Annotated in this window: 21 protein-coding genes; 20 read left to right on the plus strand and 1 reads right to left on the minus strand. The window is 40.8% G+C overall.

Annotation, left to right across the window (positions count from 1 at the left end; translation table 11 throughout):
- Positions 1–36: 36 nt before the first annotated feature.
- The 9 genes from H9647_RS09505 (at position 37) to H9647_RS09545 (ending at position 11,579) form a co-directional block, all read left to right on the plus strand.
- Positions 37–537, plus strand: coding sequence for a tetratricopeptide repeat protein (locus H9647_RS09505; RefSeq protein ID WP_191799539.1), 501 nt, complete (start codon positions 37–39; stop codon positions 535–537).
- A gap of 515 nt (positions 538–1,052) precedes the next feature.
- Entirely contained in the window at positions 1,053–5,018 is a 3,966-nt protein-coding gene (locus tag H9647_RS09510) for a S8 family serine peptidase (protein WP_191799540.1), read from the plus strand.
- Positions 5,019–5,112: 94 nt separating this feature from the next.
- Complete coding sequence (locus tag H9647_RS09515; protein ID WP_191799541.1) at positions 5,113–6,348, plus strand: S-layer homology domain-containing protein; 1,236 nt, start codon at positions 5,113–5,115, stop codon at positions 6,346–6,348.
- Between the two features lie 112 nt (positions 6,349–6,460).
- Complete coding sequence (locus H9647_RS09520; protein WP_191799542.1) at positions 6,461–7,501, plus strand: serine hydrolase domain-containing protein; 1,041 nt, start codon at positions 6,461–6,463, stop codon at positions 7,499–7,501.
- A 125-nt stretch (positions 7,502–7,626) separates the two neighbouring features.
- Complete coding sequence (locus tag H9647_RS09525; protein ID WP_191799543.1) at positions 7,627–7,896, plus strand: HPr family phosphocarrier protein; 270 nt, start codon at positions 7,627–7,629, stop codon at positions 7,894–7,896.
- A gap of 130 nt (positions 7,897–8,026) precedes the next feature.
- Positions 8,027–8,863 (plus strand): class I SAM-dependent methyltransferase, encoded by an 837-nt coding sequence (locus tag H9647_RS09530; protein ID WP_191799544.1) that lies wholly within the window; start codon positions 8,027–8,029, stop codon positions 8,861–8,863.
- A gap of 198 nt (positions 8,864–9,061) precedes the next feature.
- On the plus strand, positions 9,062–9,955 hold the full coding sequence (locus tag H9647_RS09535; RefSeq protein ID WP_318245286.1) for an ABC transporter ATP-binding protein: 894 nt from the start codon (positions 9,062–9,064) through the stop codon (positions 9,953–9,955).
- Positions 9,956–9,975: 20 nt separating this feature from the next.
- Complete coding sequence (locus H9647_RS09540; protein ID WP_191799545.1) at positions 9,976–10,764, plus strand: ABC transporter permease; 789 nt, start codon at positions 9,976–9,978, stop codon at positions 10,762–10,764.
- Positions 10,765–10,784: 20 nt separating this feature from the next.
- The gene (locus H9647_RS09545; protein ID WP_191799546.1) at positions 10,785–11,579 is read left to right on the plus strand and encodes an ABC transporter permease; all 795 of its coding nucleotides are present in this window, start codon (positions 10,785–10,787) and stop codon (positions 11,577–11,579) included.
- 161 nt (positions 11,580–11,740) lie between these two features.
- Here H9647_RS09545 and H9647_RS09550 read toward each other — a convergent pair whose 3' ends face one another.
- Complete coding sequence (locus tag H9647_RS09550; protein WP_191799547.1) at positions 11,741–12,682, minus strand: urea transporter; 942 nt, start codon at positions 12,680–12,682, stop codon at positions 11,741–11,743.
- 251 nt (positions 12,683–12,933) lie between these two features.
- On the opposite strand from H9647_RS09550, the gene H9647_RS09555 reads away from it, so the two are divergent.
- The 11 genes from H9647_RS09555 (at position 12,934) to treR (ending at position 23,481) form a co-directional block, all read left to right on the plus strand.
- Positions 12,934–13,236, plus strand: coding sequence for an urease subunit gamma (locus H9647_RS09555; protein WP_191799548.1), 303 nt, complete (start codon positions 12,934–12,936; stop codon positions 13,234–13,236).
- Positions 13,237–13,263: 27 nt separating this feature from the next.
- Positions 13,264–13,584 (plus strand): urease subunit beta, encoded by a 321-nt coding sequence (locus tag H9647_RS09560; protein WP_191799549.1) that lies wholly within the window; start codon positions 13,264–13,266, stop codon positions 13,582–13,584.
- Positions 13,584–15,296 carry an urease subunit alpha gene (ureC, locus tag H9647_RS09565; RefSeq protein ID WP_191799550.1) on the plus strand — a complete coding sequence of 571 codons (1,713 nt, stop codon included), beginning with the start codon at positions 13,584–13,586 and terminating at the stop codon, positions 15,294–15,296. Before H9647_RS09560 ends, ureC begins: the two co-directional genes overlap by 1 nt.
- 12 nt (positions 15,297–15,308) lie before the next feature.
- On the plus strand, positions 15,309–15,764 hold the full coding sequence (gene ureE, locus H9647_RS09570) for an urease accessory protein UreE (RefSeq protein WP_191799551.1): 456 nt from the start codon (positions 15,309–15,311) through the stop codon (positions 15,762–15,764).
- Positions 15,757–16,443 carry an urease accessory protein UreF gene (locus H9647_RS09575; RefSeq protein WP_191799552.1) on the plus strand — a complete coding sequence of 229 codons (687 nt, stop codon included), beginning with the start codon at positions 15,757–15,759 and terminating at the stop codon, positions 16,441–16,443. Before ureE ends, H9647_RS09575 begins: the two co-directional genes overlap by 8 nt.
- Before the next feature lie 29 nt (positions 16,444–16,472).
- A complete protein-coding gene (ureG, locus tag H9647_RS09580; RefSeq protein ID WP_191799553.1) occupies positions 16,473–17,084 on the plus strand; it encodes an urease accessory protein UreG in 612 nt (203 codons plus the stop codon).
- 1 nt (position 17,085) lies between these two features.
- A complete protein-coding gene (locus tag H9647_RS09585) occupies positions 17,086–17,910 on the plus strand; it encodes an urease accessory protein UreD (protein ID WP_191799554.1) in 825 nt (274 codons plus the stop codon).
- A gap of 135 nt (positions 17,911–18,045) precedes the next feature.
- Positions 18,046–18,666, plus strand: coding sequence for a PadR family transcriptional regulator (locus H9647_RS09590; RefSeq protein WP_191799555.1), 621 nt, complete (start codon positions 18,046–18,048; stop codon positions 18,664–18,666).
- A 246-nt stretch (positions 18,667–18,912) separates the two neighbouring features.
- Entirely contained in the window at positions 18,913–20,649 is a 1,737-nt protein-coding gene (treC, locus tag H9647_RS09595; protein WP_191799556.1) for an alpha,alpha-phosphotrehalase, read from the plus strand.
- Positions 20,650–20,664: 15 nt separating this feature from the next.
- On the plus strand, positions 20,665–22,680 hold the full coding sequence (gene treP / locus H9647_RS09600) for a PTS system trehalose-specific EIIBC component (RefSeq protein ID WP_191799557.1): 2,016 nt from the start codon (positions 20,665–20,667) through the stop codon (positions 22,678–22,680).
- Between the two features lie 69 nt (positions 22,681–22,749).
- Positions 22,750–23,481: a trehalose operon repressor gene (gene treR / locus H9647_RS09605; RefSeq protein ID WP_191799825.1), complete on the plus strand. Its 732-nt coding sequence runs from the start codon at positions 22,750–22,752 to the stop codon at positions 23,479–23,481.
- Positions 23,482–23,486: the final 5 nt, after the last annotated feature.

Raw genomic sequence — 23,486 nt, forward strand, 5'->3', positions numbered from 1 at the left:
AGGAAAGCAATAGAAGAGAGTAGGAGAAGAGAACCTATGGATTGTTTAACACAGGTAGTTCAGTTAAGAGAGAGTGGACAAAACGAAATGGCACTTGAGGAACTGCTTACGCTTGAAGAACTTTTACGTGATGGGAAACTCCTGATCGATTCTGCACAGTTACATTATCAGCTTGCCTGGACGTACGATACGTTAGGGCTCGAAAAAGAAGCAGTGCCTTACTATGAAGCTGCTCTTTCAGGCGAACTATCCAAGGAAGACAGAGCGGGAGCATTGCTTGGACTAGGCAGTACATATCGAACGCTTGGACAGTATGAGGCATCGGAAAAGATTTTTGAGACCGCCATATTTGAGTTTCCTGAGAGACGGGAATTCCAAGTTTTTATGGCAATGGTTCAGTATAATCTCAAAGAACATAAGCAAGCGATGAAATTGCTCTTGCAGGAAATTGCCGAACATTCGGCTAATGCCGGTATACAGAAATACAAACGAGCGATTGCTTTTTATGCTGATAAATTAGATGAACGCTGGGACTAAAAGATACCCATAGGATTGTCGAATAAGCTCCCCCATAGGAAGATTCATAGCGTAAGGTGAGGTCTGAACCCTGGTGATAATATACTGTGGTTCAGGCCTTTTTATCTATGTAAACAAGAGATCTAGTTCTTGGTACGGATAGTTTTCTCGGTAATGAAAAAAGAAGTGTAAACGATATGCAAGACACTAGGTCTAACTAAATCGGGATCTATGATGAAGGCTCTAGCTCTAGATTCCTATCTTTTAAAATACTAGGCAAAATAATGACTTATGAAGACAAAATAACAATAGAATATACATATTTCAACCGTTGGATGATTAATTTTTTGTGATGTTATCTGACCTATACTAGAACCGATTGATAGATTTCTACATCAATATGACTATATTTTTATAGAGAAAACATGAAAATGATAAGAAATCTATCATTAAAGAGGTAGAGCAGGGAATTCTACAAAGTTTTTACCGGTGTTAAATTAAAATAGTTTTGAAAGAATTGAACAAGGAGGAATACCATGCAGTCTAAGCCTATATTGCGTAAAGTGATGTCGTTATCCGTCGTTTCTGCCCTTTTTATATCCGCTCTTTTCCCTGCTGTCGTCTCTGGTGCTGAAGCTAGAAAATTTCATTCCGAGGCGTTTCAAGTCGATTCAAGCAAATTATCTTCGGTCACATCTAAAAATCTGAACGTAGGTAAGAAAATAGAAGCGATGAAAAACAAGAACGGTGGTATGAAAGCAAACTCATCTATTCAGAAAGTGGACTCCTCGGCTTCTGCTAACAATGATAAAAAGAGTGGTGATATAGCGCCTCAAAACTATGTTCCTGCCTCTGACAGTACGGCTCTCATCAGTGTAATTGTCGAACTAACCGAAAACCCAGTGGTTGTAGAAGAAGCAAATCGTGAACAAGGAGTAAGTAAATCAGGAGTCAATCAGCGAAGTATCATTAAGAGTCAGCAAACCACATTTGCTGCTGCGGCTGCGAAACTGAATGCAAAACTCAAAACAAATTACACAGATGTATTTAACGGTTACGCACTTGATATTACTGCAGATCAATTGGATTCTTTACTAGGTCTTCCTGGTGTTAAGGCGATTTATCCCGATGCAGAAATGTTAGCAACACCAATGAGTAGTGTAACGCCGAATATGGATGACAGTGCTCCCTTTATCGGTTCGGAAATGTTCTGGGATACCGGCTATGATGGTTCTGGAATTAAAGTAGGTGTTCTGGATACTGGAATTGACTATGATCATCCGAGTTTGAAAGATGCCTACAAAGGTGGATATGACTTTATCGATAACGATAATGATCCATATGAAACGCGGCCTGATCCAAACGATCCGGAAGCAGCAACGGAACATGGTACACACGTTGCGGGAACGATAGCCGGACGCGGAAATCCGCTGGAGCCAGATGGCAGTACGGGGTGGGTACGCGGCGTTGCCTATGGTGCTGATCTATATGCATATCGTGTTCTTGGACCAGGCGGTTCTGGTGCCACATCAGGAGTTATCGCAGCGATTGAGCGTTCCGTGCAAGATGAACTCGATGTCATTAATCTCTCGCTTGGCAGTGCGATTAACAATGAATACGATCCTTCTTCCGTCGCTCTTAATAATGCAGCTCTAGCAGGAGTCGTAGCTGTTGTTGCGAATGGTAACGACGGTCCAGATGGTTATACGCTCGGTTCACCAGGATCAGCAGAGATTCCTATTTCTGTAGGAGCTTCTACACCGCCTCTTAATGTTCCAACAATTGAGGCAGAGGGTCTTATTAAAACTTTCGGCAGTTTGATGACTTTCTCGCCTGATCTTTCATCCCTTCAAGATAAGCCGATAGAAGTTGTTGCTGCCGGGCTTGGAAGAACGGAGGATTTTGCAGGTAAAGATCTGACAGGCAAAGTGGCACTCATTCAGAGAGGGACAATCTCCTTCACCGAAAAATCACTAAATGCGCAGGCTGCAGGAGCAGCAGTGGCTATTATTTATAACAATGCACCCGGTAATTTTGGGGGTACCTTAGGTGAGCCAGGAGATTACATTCCTACTTTAAGTATTTCTTTAGAAGATGGTACTGCGCTTAAAACCAAAATAGATGCGAATGCAGGTTACAAAATCAATTTTGGTGTGGAAATGAAGCAGGATTTGATGGGCGACTTCAGTTCAAGAGGACCTGGCCTTCCTAAATACGGCATTAAGCCGGATATTTCGGCTCCAGGGGTAGGTATTCGTTCTTCCGTTCCAGCATATGGCGGAGATTATACGGATGCATATGCCGATCTGCAAGGTACAAGTATGGCTGCGCCGCATATTGCGGGAGCTGCAGCACTTTTACTTGATAAAGATGCATCCCTGAACCCTTATGAGATCAAGGGACTGATGACGAATAATGCGCTGAAGATTAGTGATCTAAAAGGAAACCGTTACACCCATAACGAGCAAGGGGCAGGTCGAATTGATCTAACAAGTACGCTGAAAGCCAAGGCAGTAGCCCTTGTGGAAGAAGAAACGACGGCAGTAAAATCGGACACTGCTACACCGTATGAAACAGGTCTCCTTTCTTATGGAATTCTCGCAGGGGGAGAAACAGCAACGAAAACCATTAAGGTCAGTGATATTGTGTCTGAGAGTTCGGCTTACACCATTACAACCGAGTGGTATGGAGCTGCTCCAGGTACGCTTACGGCAAGCGAGTCTTCTGTAAAAGTTTCTGCAGGAGGAGATACGGAATTTACGGTAAGCCTTACGATGAATGCAGACACACCCAATGGAAATTATGATGGAGAAGTGATTTTGACCGAAACTTCGGGTCATCAGCTCAAGATTCCTGTATATGTATATGTCGGTGAACCGAAGAAGATTGATATCGTATCTGATCTTGAACTTATTCCGCAGTTCTTCTCTCCAAATGGAGATGATCTCGTTGATACAGCGGATGCTCATTTCTCGGTAAATGTGGCGAATAACTATTTCTCACTTGATGTATTTGATGCTTACACAGGGGAATGGATTGGTGTTGTCGCTGAGGTTCAAACGGGTTTAAAACCAGGAGATTATAACTTAACCGGTTGGGATGGCATCGTATCAAATTATAAAACGGAGTTTGCGCTTGATTCAGATGTTTACGTTCTAGCTCCTTATGTAGGCAATGATGACAAGAAATTAGAAATTGTAAAGGATGCTTCGTATGATTTTGTTATCGATAAAGAAGCCCCTGTCAGTTCTCTTCATGATCCTGCGATCCAAGTGAAAGATAACACTGGAGTGATTACAGGACAAATTAAAGATGATCTTGTGATTGAACTTCTTGGAAATTATTCGGGTCTTGCCGTAGATGCGGTATACGAAGTAGACGGCAAAAAGGAATATGTTCCAGGTACGATTGATCCAGACGGAAAGTTTACCATCGAAGTACCTGTAACGAAAGGGGAAAATCAATATCATATCTACGTATACGATTTTGTTGGTAATGGTTACTCAGAGCCTGCTCATGTAGTGAAATATAATTCAGATGGCGAAGAAGAGCCGGAAGAACCTACACCAGGTGCAATCTCACTTTCGGCAAACCTCTCTAAAAAACAAGTATCTGTCAATGAAACGTTCAATGTAGATATTGATTTTACCGACACAAAAGATCTTTATTCTGCTCAATTCAGCTTAACGTACGATAAAGACCTCGTGAAGGGTTCGGTAACCCCAAGCGTGGCGCTCGCTACTTATCAAGAAGAAGTGAATCCGGGAGTGTCTCCGATTATTAAAGAGGGAACGGTAGATCTTGGTGACGGAAAAGCAAAAACGGACTTTGTCATTTCTCTTGCCGGGATCCCGGATGGATATTCTGGTAAAGGAGCACTTGCCTCATTTCATTTTTCCAGTCCAGAAACAGGAGATTTCACGTTCTCTCTGTCCAATGTACGTGTCTTAAATAGTGAATCAGAAGATATCACACTTGGGAAAGTTTCGAGTGGTACGGTTAAAGTGACTTCGACTCCAACCCCTGATCCGGATCAATTTAAGATAACAGGCAGCATTGATGCAGAGGCCTTCCAAGATGTGAATTACAGTGATACTTGGTACCAAGGTGCGGACGGTGTTCACAAAGTCGTTGTGGAAGCACGAAGTGCAAATGGACAAGTAGCGGGTTCAGGTGTGGTAAGTGCGGATGGTACGTATACCATTGAAGTACCAAAAGGAACCTATACCGTTCGTGTGGTTGTGCCAGGTCACATCTCTGAATCGAGTTCAGTAACCGTGGATGGCAATGAATCTGTGAACTTTGGACCACTTACGGCAGGGGATCTGAATCAGGATGGTCATGTAAATCTCGTTGATCTGCAGCTTGCAGCTAAGGTGTTTGGCGCTGTAAAAGGAGCAAGCTGGCCGAATGCAAAAACTTCAGCCGCTGATTTAAATCGTGATAATAATGTTGATCTACTGGATATATCCTACATTATTAACAATTATGAAATCGAGTAATGAAGTAGACTTGCTAGGGTAGGTTTCACTGAAGAGAGGATGGAATTGACGTCCTCTCTTCATACATATTGAAGACGACAGGGGATGCGGGAGAATGAATATATTGAAGACAAAGAACAAATGGATCGCTTTCACAGCTGCAATGGGGATATTGTTCTGCGTTATTCCAGCGGGTTCACTATCAGCAGCTTCAGACGTGAAGAATACGAATAAGGTTACCGATGCTAATCTGCCGATTGTTCGTCTGGTACCTTCGGTATATGAGGCTAAGGTGGGGGATACGATTGAGGTTGCTATATGGCTGCAAGGATTTACCGGTGACTACAGCCATGTTCAAGGGTACGAGATTCATATGGATTATGACGCAGCACTTCTAGCACCAGATTCAGGTACTAAGAAACTATCTCCGCAGGTCTTTAAGAAAACAAGCAATCCTATGAGTCTTGTTAATAAAATTGATTCGGCGGGAAGCGTTCAGATTTCAGAAGTGATCACTTCACAGGATGCTAAACTTTTTACCGGATATGGAAAAGTAGGAACGATTTCATTTCGTGCATTAGAAGCAGGAACAGTCACATTAAAACAAGCCAAGTCTATTATTATTCAGCCGAACAACCCAGGTCTAAACATGAAGCACCAAACGAGTGAGCCGACGATTACGATTCGTAAAAGCGGTACTGTACCGGATAAAGTGAGTGAAAAGATACAAACGGTAGGAGACGTGCCTGTCAAAAAAATAAGTCAGGCTACCTCATCCCAAACACTCGCAGGCTTTAAAGATCAAGGAGCAATAACGAAACTAAAGTGGGCAGAGGATTCGATTATAACGCTTGCGGCAAGCGAGGTTCTGCAAGGCACAAATGAAGGGAATTTTGAACCGCTTCGAGATATGACAAGAGCTGAATTTGCCAAATCAGCTGTAGTGGTACTCGGGCTTGATATGAAACAGCAGACAACTCCTACTTTTTCAGATGTCAAAACCTCAGACTGGTACTATGACTATGTGGAAACGGCAGGAGCATATGGACTGATTCAAGGTAGAGAAGATAAACAAGGAGGGCTCCATTTTAATCCAAATGCACCGATTACAAGAGCGGAGCTTGCTGCTATTTTAGCCAGACAATTAAAGAACAGTGGTAAAGGAATGACGAGTGACAATAAGAATCCATTCACTGATATTCCGTCCCATTGGGCAAAAGAAGACATCATTTATCTATATGGAAACAAGCTGATTCAAGGCAAGACAGCAACGACGTTTAAACCAGGGGAAAAGGCCAGCCGTGCCGAAGTAAGTGTACTGCTTGAACGTGTTATACAAACCGTAAAATAAGAGAAAAAACCGTTTCATTCCTGACAAGGAGCGAAACGGTTTTGTTTTGTAACCTAGCAATTTACATGTTACCATAGTAAAGAATAGACATATGACTTGGAGGGTTTTGCTAGTGAATTATTCATCTTCTGGATTCGATCCTATCTATCATTTTATAGAGCAAAATGTAATCAATAAGAAATGGCCTTCCGCTGTATTTGGCATTACGAATCGCGATGAGATTCTGGATCTTCGCTCCTATGGCACTTATGAAGATGGAAGAGAAATAAACAGTAAGACGATATTTCCTGTATTCTCTATAACAAAGCCGATGATTGGACTTGCCATTATGCAGCTCTGGGAGAAGGGCTTACTTCATCCAGGACAATTAGTAAGCAAAATTCTACCGGATTTTGCGGAACACGGGAAAGATAAGCTTGCGTTATGGCATCTGCTTACTCATACAGGTGGACTCGATCAACGTTATTTGATGGAGTGCGCTCAGGGTAAACATGCTCCGGATGGCTTACTTCATCCTCATCTATATACTGCACTTGCGGAGAGTCACTTAGAGTCTGCTCTCGGGCAGGAAGTCAGCTATAACAATGCGGCATTTACCGTGCTGGCTGAGATTATAGAACGGCTAAGCGGCATAACGTATGAAGAATATCTGAATAAACATATTTTTGAACCGCTTGGAATGAAAGATACTGGATTTGGCGGGATTCATCAGGATCAATCGAGAGTGGCACCTATAGCTGGAGCGGAAGCGATGGCAAGTCATATGGATTCATTCGTTGCAGCTAAGATTCCATTTGGTGGTCTATTCAGCACAGCAGACGACTTGCTGCTTTTTGCTAAATCCATGTTAAGACAAACGGAGACCAAAGAAGGTAACTTCTTAATTAAGCCTGCCACCTTCAAACAAATGATCACACCTCAAACGCTACATATTGAAGAGGTCGATTCTGATTATGGTTTCGTATGGAAGACTCCAATCCGTCATAAAGGATTTATAGAGCGTGAAATTTATGGTCATAATGGGATGGGTGGATGTATGGTTTGGATGTATCCAAAACAAGACGTTGCTTTTGTACTGATGACAGCTGCATTAGGCAAGCCCGTTGACAATATTCACATCCATAATGTATTCATTTCCAGTTTACAAGGTTAATGCGGACGACCTTAACATGATTGGATAAAAAGCAATATTTACCATTTCGTGAATTTGAATTAGAATAGATTTACGAAAACATGTGAGCAATAACATAAAGTAGATTCGAAAAGGAAGTGGCGAATGTGAGAGTTCATGAATTCACAGTTGATTCAAATATTGATCGGTTTGAATTAATTCAAATCTCGAACTTGGCTTCCCGATTTATATCTCAGATTGTCCTCTCCTATGTAGATAAAGATGAGCACGAACATATCATAGATGTGAAAAGCTTGCTCGGGATGATCTTTCAACCGATTATACCTGGAACCCGTCTTCGCCTGTCCGCAAAAGGAAAAGATGAACTTGAAGCACTCGAAGCCATGCTAGAACAGTTCAGCAAAATACAATCGTAAGTGTAAATAGGAACCTTGAGTTCACATTCTGTGCATACAGAAGGATCTCAAGGTTTTTTCTATATTTTTATATGAAAAGCAATTAATTTCCATTACAATAAGGAATAACTTATGGAAAGAAGGAATGAGTATGAATCATATATCACGTAATCGGGCTTCAATGCCGGCAGGGACTTCCGTTATTGTCAATCAGCGATCGCTAGAAGCATCAAACCGAAGACTTGCAGCACTGCTGCAAGCGGGCATGTCTGTTCTTGATGTAGGTTGTGCCAGCGGAGCTATTACCCGAGGGATCGCTGAAAGGGTAGGATCAGATGGGAAGGTCACCGGAATCGATGTAAGCGAACGTTTGATACAAGAAGCGAAAGAACATTCAGTTAACCTGACGAATCTAGATTTCGAAGTAGCTGATATATACAATTTGCCTTATGAAAATACATATGATGTCATTACTGCCGCGCGTGTCCTGCAGTGGCTGTCGGAACCACAAAAAGCGCTAGAGCAAATGGTCGGTGCTGTAAAACCAGGCGGTACGTTGCTTGTTCTGGATTATAATCATGAAAAAATAGAATGGTCTCCTGCACCGCCGGAAGCATTTTTGCACTTTTATTCCGCATTTTTGAAGTGGAGGCAGGACAGCGGTATGTCAAATGAAATAGCGGATCAGTTGGTTTCCTGTTTTGAAGAGGAAGGGCTTAAGAATGTAATAGAGTATGAACAGCATGAAAAAACGTCAAGAGGAGATCTCGATTTTGAGAACAGAATCGCGATTTGGGCCGAAGTAGCAGAAAGCCGTGGTAAACAATTGGTATCCGATGGTTATCTTACGGAAGAGGAACGAGTTGAAGCAGCAGTTTCTTATCGTACATGGGCTGCACAAAAAGCAACGGGAATGAAGATGTATTTGCTTGCCGTAGAAGGTAAGAAACCTGAGCAGATTGAACAGAAGCAGAAGGTATGGGAGTAGATATGTAAATAAAGTGAACCGGAACTAAAAAGTAACCGGTTCACTTTGTTTTAATTGAATATTTTAATTGAAAATAACATGAAAGAGGTATTGTTTATGAGTGTTATTCATGTGAGCGGAATCACAAAGGTATATCGACAATACAAAAGGTTCCCGGGATTACTTGGTTCTTTAAGGAGTTTGGTGACTCGGAAGTATGTGGAAGAAGTAGCTGTTCGTAATATCTCATTTTCTATTAAAGAAGGTGAGGCTGTCGGATACTTAGGACCAAACGGTGCGGGAAAATCGACGATGATCAAGATGATGACGGGAATATTGGTCCCTACTTCAGGGGAATTAAAAGTTTTAGGATCTACCCCTCATAAAGCAAGGAGACAAAACTCTCAACATATTGGTGTTGTTTTCGGACAAAGAAGTCAATTGTGGTGGGATTTACCTGTCCAAGATTCGTTTGATCTACATAAGCACATTTATAAGCTTTCTGAATCTACATATAAAGCAAATGTAAACTATTACACAGAGCTCTTATCTTTATCTTCTTTCATTGAAAAACCAGTTAGACAATTAAGTCTAGGTCAGAGAATGAGAGTTGAAATTGCCATGGCTTTGTTACATGAACCCAAAATTTTATTTTTAGATGAACCGACGATTGGGCTTGATGTAGTTGCTAAAGAACAGATTAGGCAATTTCTTAAAACAATCAATCGGGAGAAGAAAGTCTCTATTATTTTGACTACTCATGATATGAAAGATATTGAGGAAATTTGCCATAGAATGATTGTTGTAAGCAAAGGGAACATGGTGTACGACGGGTCTGTTGAAAACCTTCGAAAGAAGTTAGGGGATCAAAGAAAGGTGATTATCTATTTTAGGGAAGAGCCAGGATCAATTGAATTACCTGAATTAAAGTTAATTGAAGATGAAGGTTTAAGAAAAGCGTATTTATTTGAGCAAAAAGATAGGACAGTATTTGATTGTGTCAGTCAGATAGCTGCCAAATATTCTGTGGAAGATGCTTCTATCGAAAGTGTAGACATAGATTCAGTGATTCGGAAACTTTATAAAAAGCTAGAGGAAGAGCAAGCGAACTAGACAAGATGGGAGGAGTATTATTGAAAACGTATATCATGTTTGGGATGAAAACATTCTCGAATCAATTATCATATCGTTCTGAAGTGTGGTTACGATTGTTTGGGAATTTTGTTGCGATTCTTATTTTGACGGAAATTTGGAAGGCTGTATTGGGCAATGGAGAGATTAACGGTATAGGTGTAGAGCAGATGATTACATATAGCATAATAAATACTCTTCTTAGTGCCGTATTGCTAAATGGAATTAGCGAAAAAGTGGATAATAGCCTTAAATCAGGATCCATTGCCACAGAACTAATAAAGCCAATTTCCTATCCTCTTTATCTATTATCCGAGGGACTAGGAAATTCATTTTATCAATTGATATTTACTTCGATACCCTCTTTATTCATTGCTTGGTTTTTCTTTGGTTTTCTTCCCCCGGCTTCTGCAATACATTTTCTAGGATTTTTGTTTGCTTTAGGTTTGGCGCTTACTATTTCGTTTTTATTAGGTTACCTCATATCCTTACTAGCCTTTTGGTTAATGAATCATTTCGCATTGAATTGGATGATGGGAGGACTCATCACTATCTTTTCAGGTTCCTTTTTACCATTATGGTTTTTTCCTGAATCATGGCTACCCATTACAAAGATTTTACCTTTCTTGTATCTGGGGTATTTTCCCGCAGCAATCTATTTGGGAACACTCACAGGTCAAGAAATGGGTAGTTTCCTTATTACCGGACTTGCATGGATTGCAGGGTTAACTCTTCTTGTATGTTGGTTATGGAATAAAGCGATCAAACGATTAGTTGTTCAAGGTGGATAAAGTTAGAAAGGCTGATATAAATGACAATGAGGTTATTCGGGAAATTAGTCTTTTTGCTAACAAAAGAAAGAATGGAATACCGTGGAGATTTTATACTGGCTGTGATTGCACAAATTATTAATTACATAGGCGATTATCTTATCATCTGGCTGTTTATTAGAAAATTCGACACTTTAGCTGGTTGGACTTGGCCAGAAATAGCACTTTTATATAGTCTTGGTTTGTTCACTTATGCATTAGGAGCTTCCTTTTCTTTTGTTCAAATGCGAGACCTTGAGAATCAAGTAAAGAACGGAACATTTGACTCGATACTTATTAAACCAGTAAACCCTTATCTATATATAGTTTGTAGGGGATTTAACTTAGGTTATCTTGCTCATGTAGCTATTTCAGGGTCTGTACTGATCTGGGCGCTATATGAATTGAATTTATATTTGTCCTGGTATGAGTTCATGTATCTATTCCTGTGCATTATCGGTGGAGCTATGATTCAGGCGGGATTTATGTCGGTGATCGGAGCGATGTCTTTTATATGGGTCAGGACGGGCTTCTTATTCACCCTGTTCTTTAAATTTAAAGAATTCATATCTTACCCGCTTCCTGTATTCGGTACGTTCATACAAGTACTTTTGACTTTTTTGGTTCCATTCGCATTCATCAATTTTTATCCGGCCGCATTTTTACTTTCAAAAGGAACAGCACTTTTGTCATCTTGGGCAATGTGGTTTGTACCTCTAATGGGTCCGGTTTGTTATGTCTTAGGTTACCGTTTATGGATGCTAAGCGTTAATAAATATCAGGGGGCGGGAGGTTAGGCCATAATTGGGTATATCAAATATGAACGAAACTCTTAGATATACAAAAAATCCCCTCAGGTAGCAGAAGAGAGGTTAGGTTTCTCCTAATCTCTCATTATATGCTGATCTTCTAAGGGGATATGATTGAGGTGTTCTATTAGACTATGAATACCCGATTACTAAATGTTAGGAAGTGCTTTTCTTGCGGCAAGAAATAGCCATGTGGATAGAACAAAAGGCATCGTCAGAGTTGGAAGGCCGTACGGCATCATCCAAGTGGTTACACTTGCGGTAACAGGTACGGATACAATAGCTGCAATAATACCGGTTATGGGTGCGAAACGGCTTTTTGCATCAAAAACAACCCCAACAGCTAACATCGTTAATACAGCATTAAATCCATAAAGTCCTGAATTGAGCATCGAGACTTCTGCCCCTAGCCAGTAGGCGGTTAACATTGCAACAACGGAACCAAGGACAGCATAAAGTCCAAGCTTCCACCCAGCCCAAAATATCCCTATTAAAATCAAAATTCCTGACCAAAAGGTGTCTTGGAAAAAAACTTGTCCAACACCGGAGACCGTTCCCTCTATCCAATTCATAGTACCCTCAAAATGGAGATTGAGATGAGACAGATCCTGAGGAGTAAGGTTAGGATTCAACCGGAACACACCAAGACGATAGGAAGCAAGCAGTAGAAACCAAGTCATAATAATGTAAGGAAACGTAAGTACAGGTATGCTCAGATGCTCCATCAATTTCATCATCGCGACAGTAAATAGAGCGGCAACGACAGCTCCAGCCATCGCAATAACAAAACGAGTACCTCCTTGTAGATTGAGAGATATGGCTATGCCTGCTAACACGGAGTTATATCCGAGCAGTCCTTGGTTTATGAGCGTTCGATTCGCTCCTCCGAGTCTCCCAATCAACACAGCAATGAGAGAAGATAGTAAGGCAATGATACCAAGCGATAGAGAAGAAAACATAATTGCAATGGTAATAAGGAGTCCTGTAAATGCATTTTCAATAAATATAACTTGGGATACTCCTTTGAAAACAGCAGAAATTAGCGGAGAAATCGTTTCCTTATAAACTGACTTCTGAATATCTAAATGCATTGTAGTCTCCTTTTAACCTTGTTATGTGAGTAGCTGGGAAAGGGTGGTGAAAAATTTGCCATATTGTGTCGAATTTCGTGTATAATAAGTATATGCAATTTGTGGTATATATAAATTATGATATAATAAGAATACTAGGTTAGCAATCTTAATCTTGAATAAGAGAGGTATATTCTCTTTGATAAGGTCCTAACCTACAGGGTTTTCGACAACTTTTTTAAAAATAATGTTGGATATGTGGAGGCTGAACTATGCATTTATTGCCGCGTGAGATTGACAAACTATTAATTGTTGTTGCTGCGGATCTTGCCAAACGAAGAAAAGAACGGGGACTCAAATTAAATCATCCGGAAGCCATCGCTTACATCACTTATGAAGTACTCGAAGGTGCACGTGATGGGAAAACAGTTGCTGAACTAATGGAGTTTGGAGCAACTATTTTGTCGCGTGAAGATGTAATGGAAGGCATTCCAGAGATGATTCACGATATTCAAGTGGAAGCTACTTTTCCTGACGGCACAAAATTGGTAACAATACACAGTCCAATTCGCTAAGTACGAATTGATAGGAGGAATACAGAGATGATACCGGGCCAAATTTTTCTGAATGATGAAGAGATTATCTGTAACGTTGATAAAACACCTTCCAAAATCAAAGTAAAAAATACAGGAGACCGTCCTGTTCAAGTTGGATCTCATTTTCATTTTTTTGAAGTAAATGATGCACTTGAGTTCAATCGTGAAGAAGGTTTTGGTATGCACTTGAACATTCCCGCAGGTGCTGCTGTTCGTTTTGAACCAGGGGACGAAAAAATAGTAGAAGTGGTTCCTTATGGCGGAGAACGCCGAGTGTACGGATTTAATAATAAAACGGATGGATCATTGGAAAGTGGGTGTAAATAATGAGTTTTCGTATGCCAAGAACTCAATATTCTCAAATGTATGGACCAACAACAGGAGATTCGATCCGACTGGCCGATACGGAATTAATTATTCAGATTGAAAAAGATTATACTTCGTATGGTGACGAGGTCGTATTTGGCGGCGGTAAAGTGATTCGTGATGGAATGGGTCAGCATCCGCTTGTAACACGTGGAGAAGGAATCCCTGACGTTGTCATTACCAATGCAATTATTCTGGATTACACTGGTATTTATAAAGCAGATATCGGGATCAGAGACGGGAAAATTTCCGGGATCGGGAATGCAGGGAATCCATTAGTCATGGATAATGTAGACATCGTGATCGGAGCTTCTACCGAGATTATTGCCGGTGAAGGAATGATCGTTACAGCGGGGGGAATTGACACGCATGTTCACTTTATTAACCCTGCACAGATCGAAACTGCATTATCATCTGGTCTGACTACACTGATTGGTGGAGGAACGGGACCTGCTGCAGGTTCAAAAGCAACGACGGTCACTCCTGGGGAATGGAACATCCATCGTATGCTCGAAGCAGCAGAGGGAATGCCTATCAATGTTGGTTTCACTGGTAAAGGACAAGCTGCAGCGGAAGAGCCTCTAGCAGAACAAGTACGCGCAGGAGCGATTGGTCTGAAAGTTCATGAGGACTGGGGTGCTACTGCATCCGCGCTTGATAACGCACTGACGGTTGCAGATAAATATGATGTCCAAGTTGCTGTTCATGCGGATACCTTAAACGAAGGTGGATTCATGGAGAACACGATGGCAGCGATTAAAGACCGCGTTATTCACATGTATCACACGGAAGGTGCAGGCGGAGGTCATGCTCCCGATTTGATCAAGTCGGCCAGCTACATGAATGTCCTACCATCATCTACGAATCCGACATTACCTTATACAATTAATACCATTGACGAACATCTAGATATGCTTATGGTATGTCACCATTTGAACCCTTCGATCCCTGAGGATCTTGCTTTTGCAGATTCCCGGATTCGCCGTGAAACGATTGCTGCTGAAGATATCTTGCAAGACATGGGTGTATTCAGTATGGTTAGCTCGGATGCGCAAGCAATGGGCCGAATTGGCGAAGTTATCCTTCGGACATGGCAGACGGCTGATAAAATGAAAAAACAACGGGGTTCGCTTCAAGGCGACAGCGCCATGTCGGACAATAACCGTGCAAAACGATTTGTTGCTAAATATACCATTAACCCTGCGATTACCCATGGTATATCAGAGTATGTAGGTTCTATTGAAGTAGGGAAAATGGCGGATCTTGTTATTTGGTCTCCAGCCTTCTTTGGTGTAAAACCGGAGATGATCATCAAAAATGGTATGGTTGTTCAAAGTTTGATGGGTGACGCAAATGCTTCGATTCCTACACCGCAGCCGGTCATTTATCGTCCGATGTATGCACAGTATGGAAAAGCACTTTCCAGTACATCTGCAACCTTTATTTCACAATCTGCTTACGATTTGAAGGTTCATGAAAAATTAGGACTGGAAAAAATTATTCTGCCTGTACACGGCATCCGGAATTTAACGAAGAAAGATATGAAGCTGAATTCCGAAACGCCAGAGATTACGGTTGACCCGCAAACGTACGAGGTAAGAGTAAATGGAGAATTAATTACATGTGAACCTGTTGACCGTGTGTCGATGGGCCAGCGCTATTTCTTATTCTGAGGTGAGAAAACATTGATTATTGAAAAAATTGTAACGAATATAGAAAACCTATCCAAAGAAGAAATAGAGAAACACCATATTGAGAAGGTGTATCTTGACAGCTCTGATCTCGTAAAACGAATCCAACGTGTCAAAACAGATCACGGTAAAGAAATTGGCATTCGCTTGAAAGAACAACGTGACCTGATCGCTGGTGATATTCTTTATATGGATGATAAAAACATTATTATGATTGATGTTACTTCCGATGATCTCATCGTCATTCGTCCGCGCAGCCTAAATGAAATGGGGACCATTGCCCATCAATTAGGAAATCGCCATCTTCCCGCTCAATTTGAAGGTGATGAGATGCTTGTTCAGTATGATTATCTTGTTGAGGAATTATTGAATCAACTGGAGATTCCTTATGAGCGGGAAGAAAGAAAAGTAAAACAAGCATTCCGTCATATCGGCCACAGTCATGGATAAGAACACGCTTTCCTTATTTCAACTCTGTGATTCCAATTTTCCAACAGGGGCGTTCAGTCATTCCTACGGTCTGGAAAGTTATATTCAGGAAGATCTTGTGCATAACCAAGAAACTTTCTCTGAATGGTTGAATGTGTATTTATATGAGCAGCTTGTCCATACGGATGGGCTTGCTTCTCGTATGGTGTACGATGCTTTACAGGAAGAAAACTTGGAAGCTGTATGGAAAATGGATCGAATGCTGTCTGTACAAAACTTGCCGCGTGAGACAAGAGAAGGCACGAAAAAAATGGGCGATCGTATGTTGAATCTGGTTGGGTCATTGTATGAAGTGCCGGTCCTTAATGAGTATCGGGAGCAGATCAAAGCGAAGAAATGCTTCGGACACCCAGCTATCGTCTTTACGATGATCGGGCATCATCTCGGCGTTTCTAAATCAACAACCATTTTATATTATTTGTATTCGATTCTATCAAGTCTTGTTCAAAATGCTGTGCGTGCGATTCCTTTAGGCCAGACTGCTGGTCAAAAAGTCATACAGCAATTTCAAGGTGATTTGATAGAGGCAACGGAGAAAATTTTATTGATGGATGAAGATGATTTCGGGATTATTTCACCGGGTCTTGAGTTATCACAAATGAAGCATGAACGTGTAAATATTCGTATTTTTATGTCATAAATCTTATCAAAGAAAGAAGTGTTTAAATAATGGAACCTATTAAAATCGGAGTTGGCGGACCTGTTGGAGCAGGTAAAACGATGCTAGTTGAGAAATTGACTCGTCATCTGGAAGGCGAAATTAGTATGGCGGTCGTAACAAACGACATCTATACCAAGGAAGATGCTAAATTTTTGATGCAAAATGGAGTTCTTCCAGCTGATCGTATTATCGGTGTTGAAACAGGTGGATGTCCGCATACGGCAATCCGTGAAGATGCTTCTATGAACTTCGCTGCCATTGATGAACTGAAAGAAAAACATCCTGATGTTGAGTTGATTTTCGTAGAAAGCGGTGGAGATAACCTAGCCGCTACATTCAGCCCTGAACTGGTTGACTTCTCCATCTACATCATCGACGTAGCACAAGGTGAAAAAATTCCGCGTAAAGGTGGACAAGGGATGATTAAATCTGATTTGTTCATTATTAACAAAACAGATTTGGCACCTTATGTTGGCGCAAGCCTTGAAGTTATGGAATCCGATACTAAGGTTTTCCGCGGAAACAAACCATTCGTGTTCACAAACCTGAAGGATAATAAAGGTCTTAACGAAGTAATTGACTGGATTAAAAACAATGCATTCTTAAAGGGATTAGAATAGAATGGAAGACTGGACAGGGATTCTGCGATTAGATGCGGAAGAAAGACACGGAAAAACTGTCGCAAAAAATGTGTATTTCCAAGGTGCTTTCAAAGTAATGCGTCCGATTTATCATGATCAATCTGGACAGCCATGTTATTACATTCTGAATCCAGGCGGTGGATATCTAGACGGTGACCGCTATCAGATGAAAGTATCGCTGGCGGAACAAGCTCGGATGACATTAACTACGCAGTCAGCTACTAAAATATATAAAACTCCGAATACACCTGCCTATCAGGAGACCGAATTTATTCTTAAAAAGGGCAGTTATCTTGAATATATTACAGATCCGCTTATTGGTTATCAGGATGCTAAGTATGTTCAAAAAACAGTGGTGCGAATGGAGAAAGGTTCTACTTTTCTATATTCGGATATCATTACTTCGGGGTGGTCTCCAGAAGGAGCCCAGTTTAGTTATGATCTGCTTCAATTAATGACAGAGGTCTATATTGATGACGAGTTAGCCTTATATGATCATATTAAATTAAATCCTTCTTCACAAAATATTGCTTCTCTTGGTTATATGGAAGGATTTACGCACCTAGGTTCCATGATGTTGATTGGAGACCAAGCGGATAATGAACTTCTTGACCGGCTATATCACGCAATACACGAAGATACAAAAGAATATAATATTGGATTATCGCTATTGCCAGTCACAGGGATCTTGATTCGTATCTTAGCTAATTCTACGCAGACGATAGAAAGAATTCAAACCGAGTGTCATCGTGTAATTAGTCAAGAGCTTTTTAACAGCTCACCTTCATTTTTAAGAAAATATTAAAGCTCACAAAACCCTGCAATCATAAATGGTTGCAGGGTTTTTTAATGAAAAACAGGTTACAATAAAATGTAGTTCAAGATAAACTGGGATCTTGGATAAATTTTTACCACTTAATTAATATAAGGAATGAGGAATATGAATACTCTTGGTTATGCGATTTTGAGCGTATTAAGTAAAAGGCCTAGCTCAGGATATGAATTGGCTTCTTGTCTGGATATGTTATGGCCAGCGAAACACAGCCAGATTTATCCTCTTCTCACCAAAATGGAACAGAAAGGTTTACTGTCCTATGAACATATCGAACAAATCGGGAAGCCTAACAAAAAAATATATTCGATAACTGAAAAAGGAAGAATAACTTTAGAATCTTGGATCAAGGAACCGGCCAGCAATCAAATTGTTCGAGATGATTTTCTGATTAAAGTATATGCAATTTGGCTTAAGGATGAGGAAAGCGCTAAAAAATTGATAGAAGATCGATTGGTAAAATTAAACCAACAAGTATCTTTGCAAGTGACTGAAATAGAGAAAGCAAATGAAGAACAGATATCGACTACATCGAAGCAATTTGGTAAGTATATTCTTCTGTGCAGAAGTCATTTTTTAAATAAAGAAGAAATTTCGTGGTGTCACTGGGTGCTCAATTTATTTAAGAGTTCCCACATTAGTAAGCTAATACTAGGCTTGTTAAGTGCCAATACGCTTTATAAAATAATGCAGAATCTTACGGTCATTGTTGAACTCGGTGAATTTTAATCATAGACTAAGTTTCTATATATAGAGGATGAAAAACAGCTCAAGTATAAAGTACCTTATGATCAGAAAGAGAATCGAAAGTGATGATTCCTTTCCATCAGGATGCTTATACTTGGGCTTTTATTGTTTAAATTCATGGTATATCGTTTAAAAGTGTATTGACAACATGTATATACAGGTTTATTATGAAACCATAACAACCTGTATATACAAGTTTAAAATTAAATATAAGGAGGAGTTATTCAAGTGAATGTACTAAATAAGAACACTTCTTCTGAATGGTGGAAGACCGGGGCCATTTATCAGGTATATCCGAAGAGCTTTTGTGATACTACCGGTAAGGGAACAGGAGATATTCGAGGTTTAATTAAGAAGTTAGATTATATTAAAGGTCTTGGAATTGATATGGTTTGGCTGCAACCTGTGTATGTATCGCCGCAAAATGATAACGGTTACGATGTTGCAGATTATTACAGTATTGACCCTGCTTTTGGTACGATGGAAGATATGGACGAGTTAATTCGCGAAATGAAAAAAAGAGATATGCATCTCATGATCGATATCGTTGTTAATCATTCCTCAACTGAACATCAGTGGTTTAAGGAAGCACGTTCCTCACGTGATAATCCTTACCGAGATTACTATATATGGAAAGACCCAGCACCAAATGGTGGACCACCTAACAACTGGCAATCTAAATTTGGCGGACCTGCATGGCAATATGATGAAGGTACGAAGCAGTATTACTTGACTCTATTTGACAAGACGCAAGCTGACCTAAACTGGGAGAATGAAAAAGTAAGACAGGAAGTCATTGACATATTGACGTTCTGGGCTGAGAAAGGGGTAAGCGGTTTCAGAATGGATGTCATTAATCTGATATCCAAAGACCAACGCTTCCCTGATGACGATGGTTCTGTGGCTCCGGGAGATGGACGCAAATTTTATACAGATGGTCCACGAGTACACGAGTACATTAAGGAACTGAATGAGAAGGTATTTAGGCCTTATAATATTGTAACGGTCGGAGAGATGTCTTCGACAACACTCGAACAGTGTATTCGATATTCGAATCCAGAAGAGAATGAGTTCTCGATGACATTTAATTTTCATCATTTGAAAGTTGATTATCCGAATGGTCAGAAATGGGAACTGAAGCCGTACGACTTTGAAGAATTAAAAAGTGTATTCTCGCATTGGCAAATCGGTATGCAGCAAGGCGGCGGATGGAATGCATTATTCTGGAACAACCATGATCAGCCGAGAGCTCTTACTCGATTTACGAATGATGGTGAATACCGGAACGAGAGCGCTAAAATGTTAGCGACAACTCTCCATGGTATGCAGGGTACACCGTACATTTATCAGGGAGAAGAGATCGGAATGCCAGATCCGGTATGGAATGATATTTCGGAATTCCGGGATATTGAGTCGCTTAATATGTATCAAATTCTGATTGATCGCGGTAAAACGCCGGAGGAAGCATCCCATATTGTAAAAGTACGCTCACGGGATAATTCGCGGATTCCTATGCTATGGGATGACAGCGATCAGGCAGGATTCACGAGCGGAACGCCTTGGATTAAGATCGATGAACGTTATAAAGAAATCAATGCGAAACAGCAAGTAGAAGAGCCAGATTCTATCTATCATCATTACCGCAAGCTTATTCAGCTCCGTAAAGAAGTTAAGGTGATTACAGACGGCACGTTTACTCGTCTTGACAATGCTCATCCTGAAGTTTTCGCTTACGCAAGAATGAATGAAGAAGAGACACTGGTTGTGATTTCGAATTTTAGTGACAAGACGGTTCAATTTGAATTGCCAGAAACGTTTGTAGAGAAGCATCTTATGGAAAAGGATGCAACACTCCTCCTGTCAAATACGGCAGACGATAAGAAGCTGACATCAAGCGTTGAATTATCACCTTATGCATCCCATATGTGGTTAATTTCGAATGCTGGAGATTCTACTAATAAATAAGGGAGAACAAACGCTATGTCTAAAATAGATCAAAAACAGGTGGAACGAATCGTTCAAGCTGTGGGTGGTAAAGAAAATATTGAAGCAGCTACCCACTGTGTGACTAGACTTCGCTTTGCACTCGCAGATGAGAGCAAGGTAGATGCGCAAGCTTTGGAAGAGAATGCCCTAGTAAAAGGGCACTTCTCTTCACAAGGTCAATTCCAAGTAATCATCGGTCCTGGTCTCGTAGATCAGGTCTATGATGAAATGATGAAACTTACGGGCGGGTCCAGAGCATCGAAAGATGATGTGAAGACACTTGCTAGTAAGAAACAAAATCCGCTCCAGCGTGCAATTAAAATGCTTGCGGATATTTTTATCCCGATCCTTCCAGCGATCGTTATGGCAGGTTTGCTTCTCGGGTTAAACAATATATTGGCTGGTCCTGATATTTTTTATGAAGGACAATCTCTCATTGAAGTGTATCCGCAGTGGGCAGACGTAGCTTCGATCATTAATCTAATCGCAAGTACAGCTTTCTCATTCCTGCCCGTACTGATCGGTTGGTCAGCTGTTAAACAATTTGGCGGAAGTCCGCTTCTAGGGATTGTACTGGGTCTGATCTTGGTTAATCCTGAACTATTAAGTGCCTACAATTATGCAGATGCAACACTCGAAGGAACGGTTCCGGTATGGAATCTATTTGGATTTGAAGTGGAGAAAATCGGTTATCAAGGGCAAGTTCTTCCGGTTCTTGTTTCCGCTTATATTTTGGCTAAAATTGAAGGTTTCTTGAATAAAAGAGTACGCGATTCGATTAAACTACTCGTGGTGGCACCTGTAGCCCTGCTGGTAACGGGTTTCTTGGCCTTTACAGTCGTTGGTCCTGTTACATTTTCCATCGGAAATGTAATTACAAATGGTCTGGTTAGTATTTTTGATTCTTTCTCTGCACTTGGCGGATTAATCTATGGTGGTTTGTATGCATTGCTTGTTATTACGGGGTTCCATCACACGTTTTTGGCTGTAGATATTCAGCTGATTGGAAGTCAAGGTGGAACATTCCTATGGCCGATGCTTGCTCTATCTAATATTGCTCAAGGTGCAGCTGCCCTGGCGATGATGTTTATTCTAAAAGATCAAAAAGCAAAAGGACTTGCTGTAACTTCATCCGTATCCGCTTTTCTTGGTGTAACGGAACCTGCAATCTTCGGAGTTAACATTCGTTATCGTTACCCATTTATTTTCGGTATGATCGGTTCTGGTATTGCCGGAGTACTACTGGCCATGAATAATGTACTTGCTTCTTCGATCGGAGTAGGCGGTATTCCCGGATTTCTTTCGATCTTCCCTAATCAATGGGGTATCTTCTTCCTTGGTATGTTAATCGTTATTGTGGTTTCTTTTACGGGGACGCTGCTGTATGGAAAACTGCGTATGCCGAGGGAACAGCTGAAATCTGAAAACGCTCCATCTGGTGTGGTTGTGGACAATGAGCAAGCAGCAACAGGTGAAGCTATGGATGTTCGTGCTGAAAATAAATTGGATGTTGAACAGAATGCTGTAAACTCCAATACACAAAAAAGAAGCGAAATGACGATTGCTGCTCCACTCAGTGGTAAGGTAGTTCCGTTATCTGAAGTACCTGACCCTGCTTTTGCACAGAAACAGATGGGCGATGGGGTTGCCATTATTCCAGCGGAAGGTAAGGTTTACGCTCCATTTAAAGGAACGGTAGAACATGTGACCAAGACGAAACACGCGATGATCTTAAGTGATACGGAAGGGTTCCAAGTGTTAATCCATGTGGGAATTGATACCGTCTCACTTAAAGGAAATGGATTTACTACACATGTCGAATCAGGTATGAGTGTAAGTGAGGGACAATTATTACTTGAGTTCGATAAGGAAGCGATAGAAAAAGCCGGGTTGCCTATTATTACACCGATTATTATTCCGGATGGACAGGAGCCGTCTCCAATTATTGAAGAATTAGCAAGCGGCATTATTGAATCGTCCGCTCCGCTCCTCAAGGTAACCTTTGACTAAAGTAAGTAATGCGTCATCTGAGTTGTAATCATTTTCATAAAAACGTGATACAATACGATTGGTGATATGATGATGAATAATATTTTTGTAACTCTGTATAAAGATTTCGCGGAAAAGATCGACTCAGGAATTCTTGCACCAGGCAGTAAGCTGCCCTCTGAACATGAATTGGCACAACATTATGAAATTACGCGAGAAACGGTGCGCAAAGGCTTAAACTTACTTGCTCAGAATGGTTATATTCATAAAGTTAAAGGAAAAGGCTCATTCGTTCTCGAAAGAGATCGTTATAATTTCCCAGTGAGCGGGCTGGTCAGTTATAAAGAAATGTCAGAACGGATGGGTAAGCTGAGTAATACCCTTGTGTATGTTACGGAATGTACTGAGGCTGGGGAGTTTATTTCGAAGCAACTTCAGGTATCTGCGGATACAAAAGTATGGAGGGTCGTTCGAGCCAGGGAGATAGACGGGGAACGAATTATACTGGATATTGATTTCTTACTGGCTTCGATTGTTCCTCATCTGTCTAAGGATATTACAGGGCAGTCCATATATGAGTATTTGGAAAAAGAACTGAATCTTAAAATCAGCTATGCTAAAAAAGTGATTTCGGTTGAACATGCGACAAGCATGGACCACGAGTATATGGATATTGGTGAAGATACACATGTCGTAGTCGTTCGCGGCTATGTCCATCTCGAAGATACAACGCTGTTTCAATATTCAGAATCCAGGCATCGTTTGGATAAATTTCAATTTGTTGATTTTGCAAGAAGAGAAAACACTTTATCGTTATTCTAAAAAAG

This window comes from Paenibacillus gallinarum (assembly GCF_014836635.1).
Lineage (GTDB): Bacteria > Bacillota > Bacilli > Paenibacillales > Paenibacillaceae > Paenibacillus > Paenibacillus gallinarum.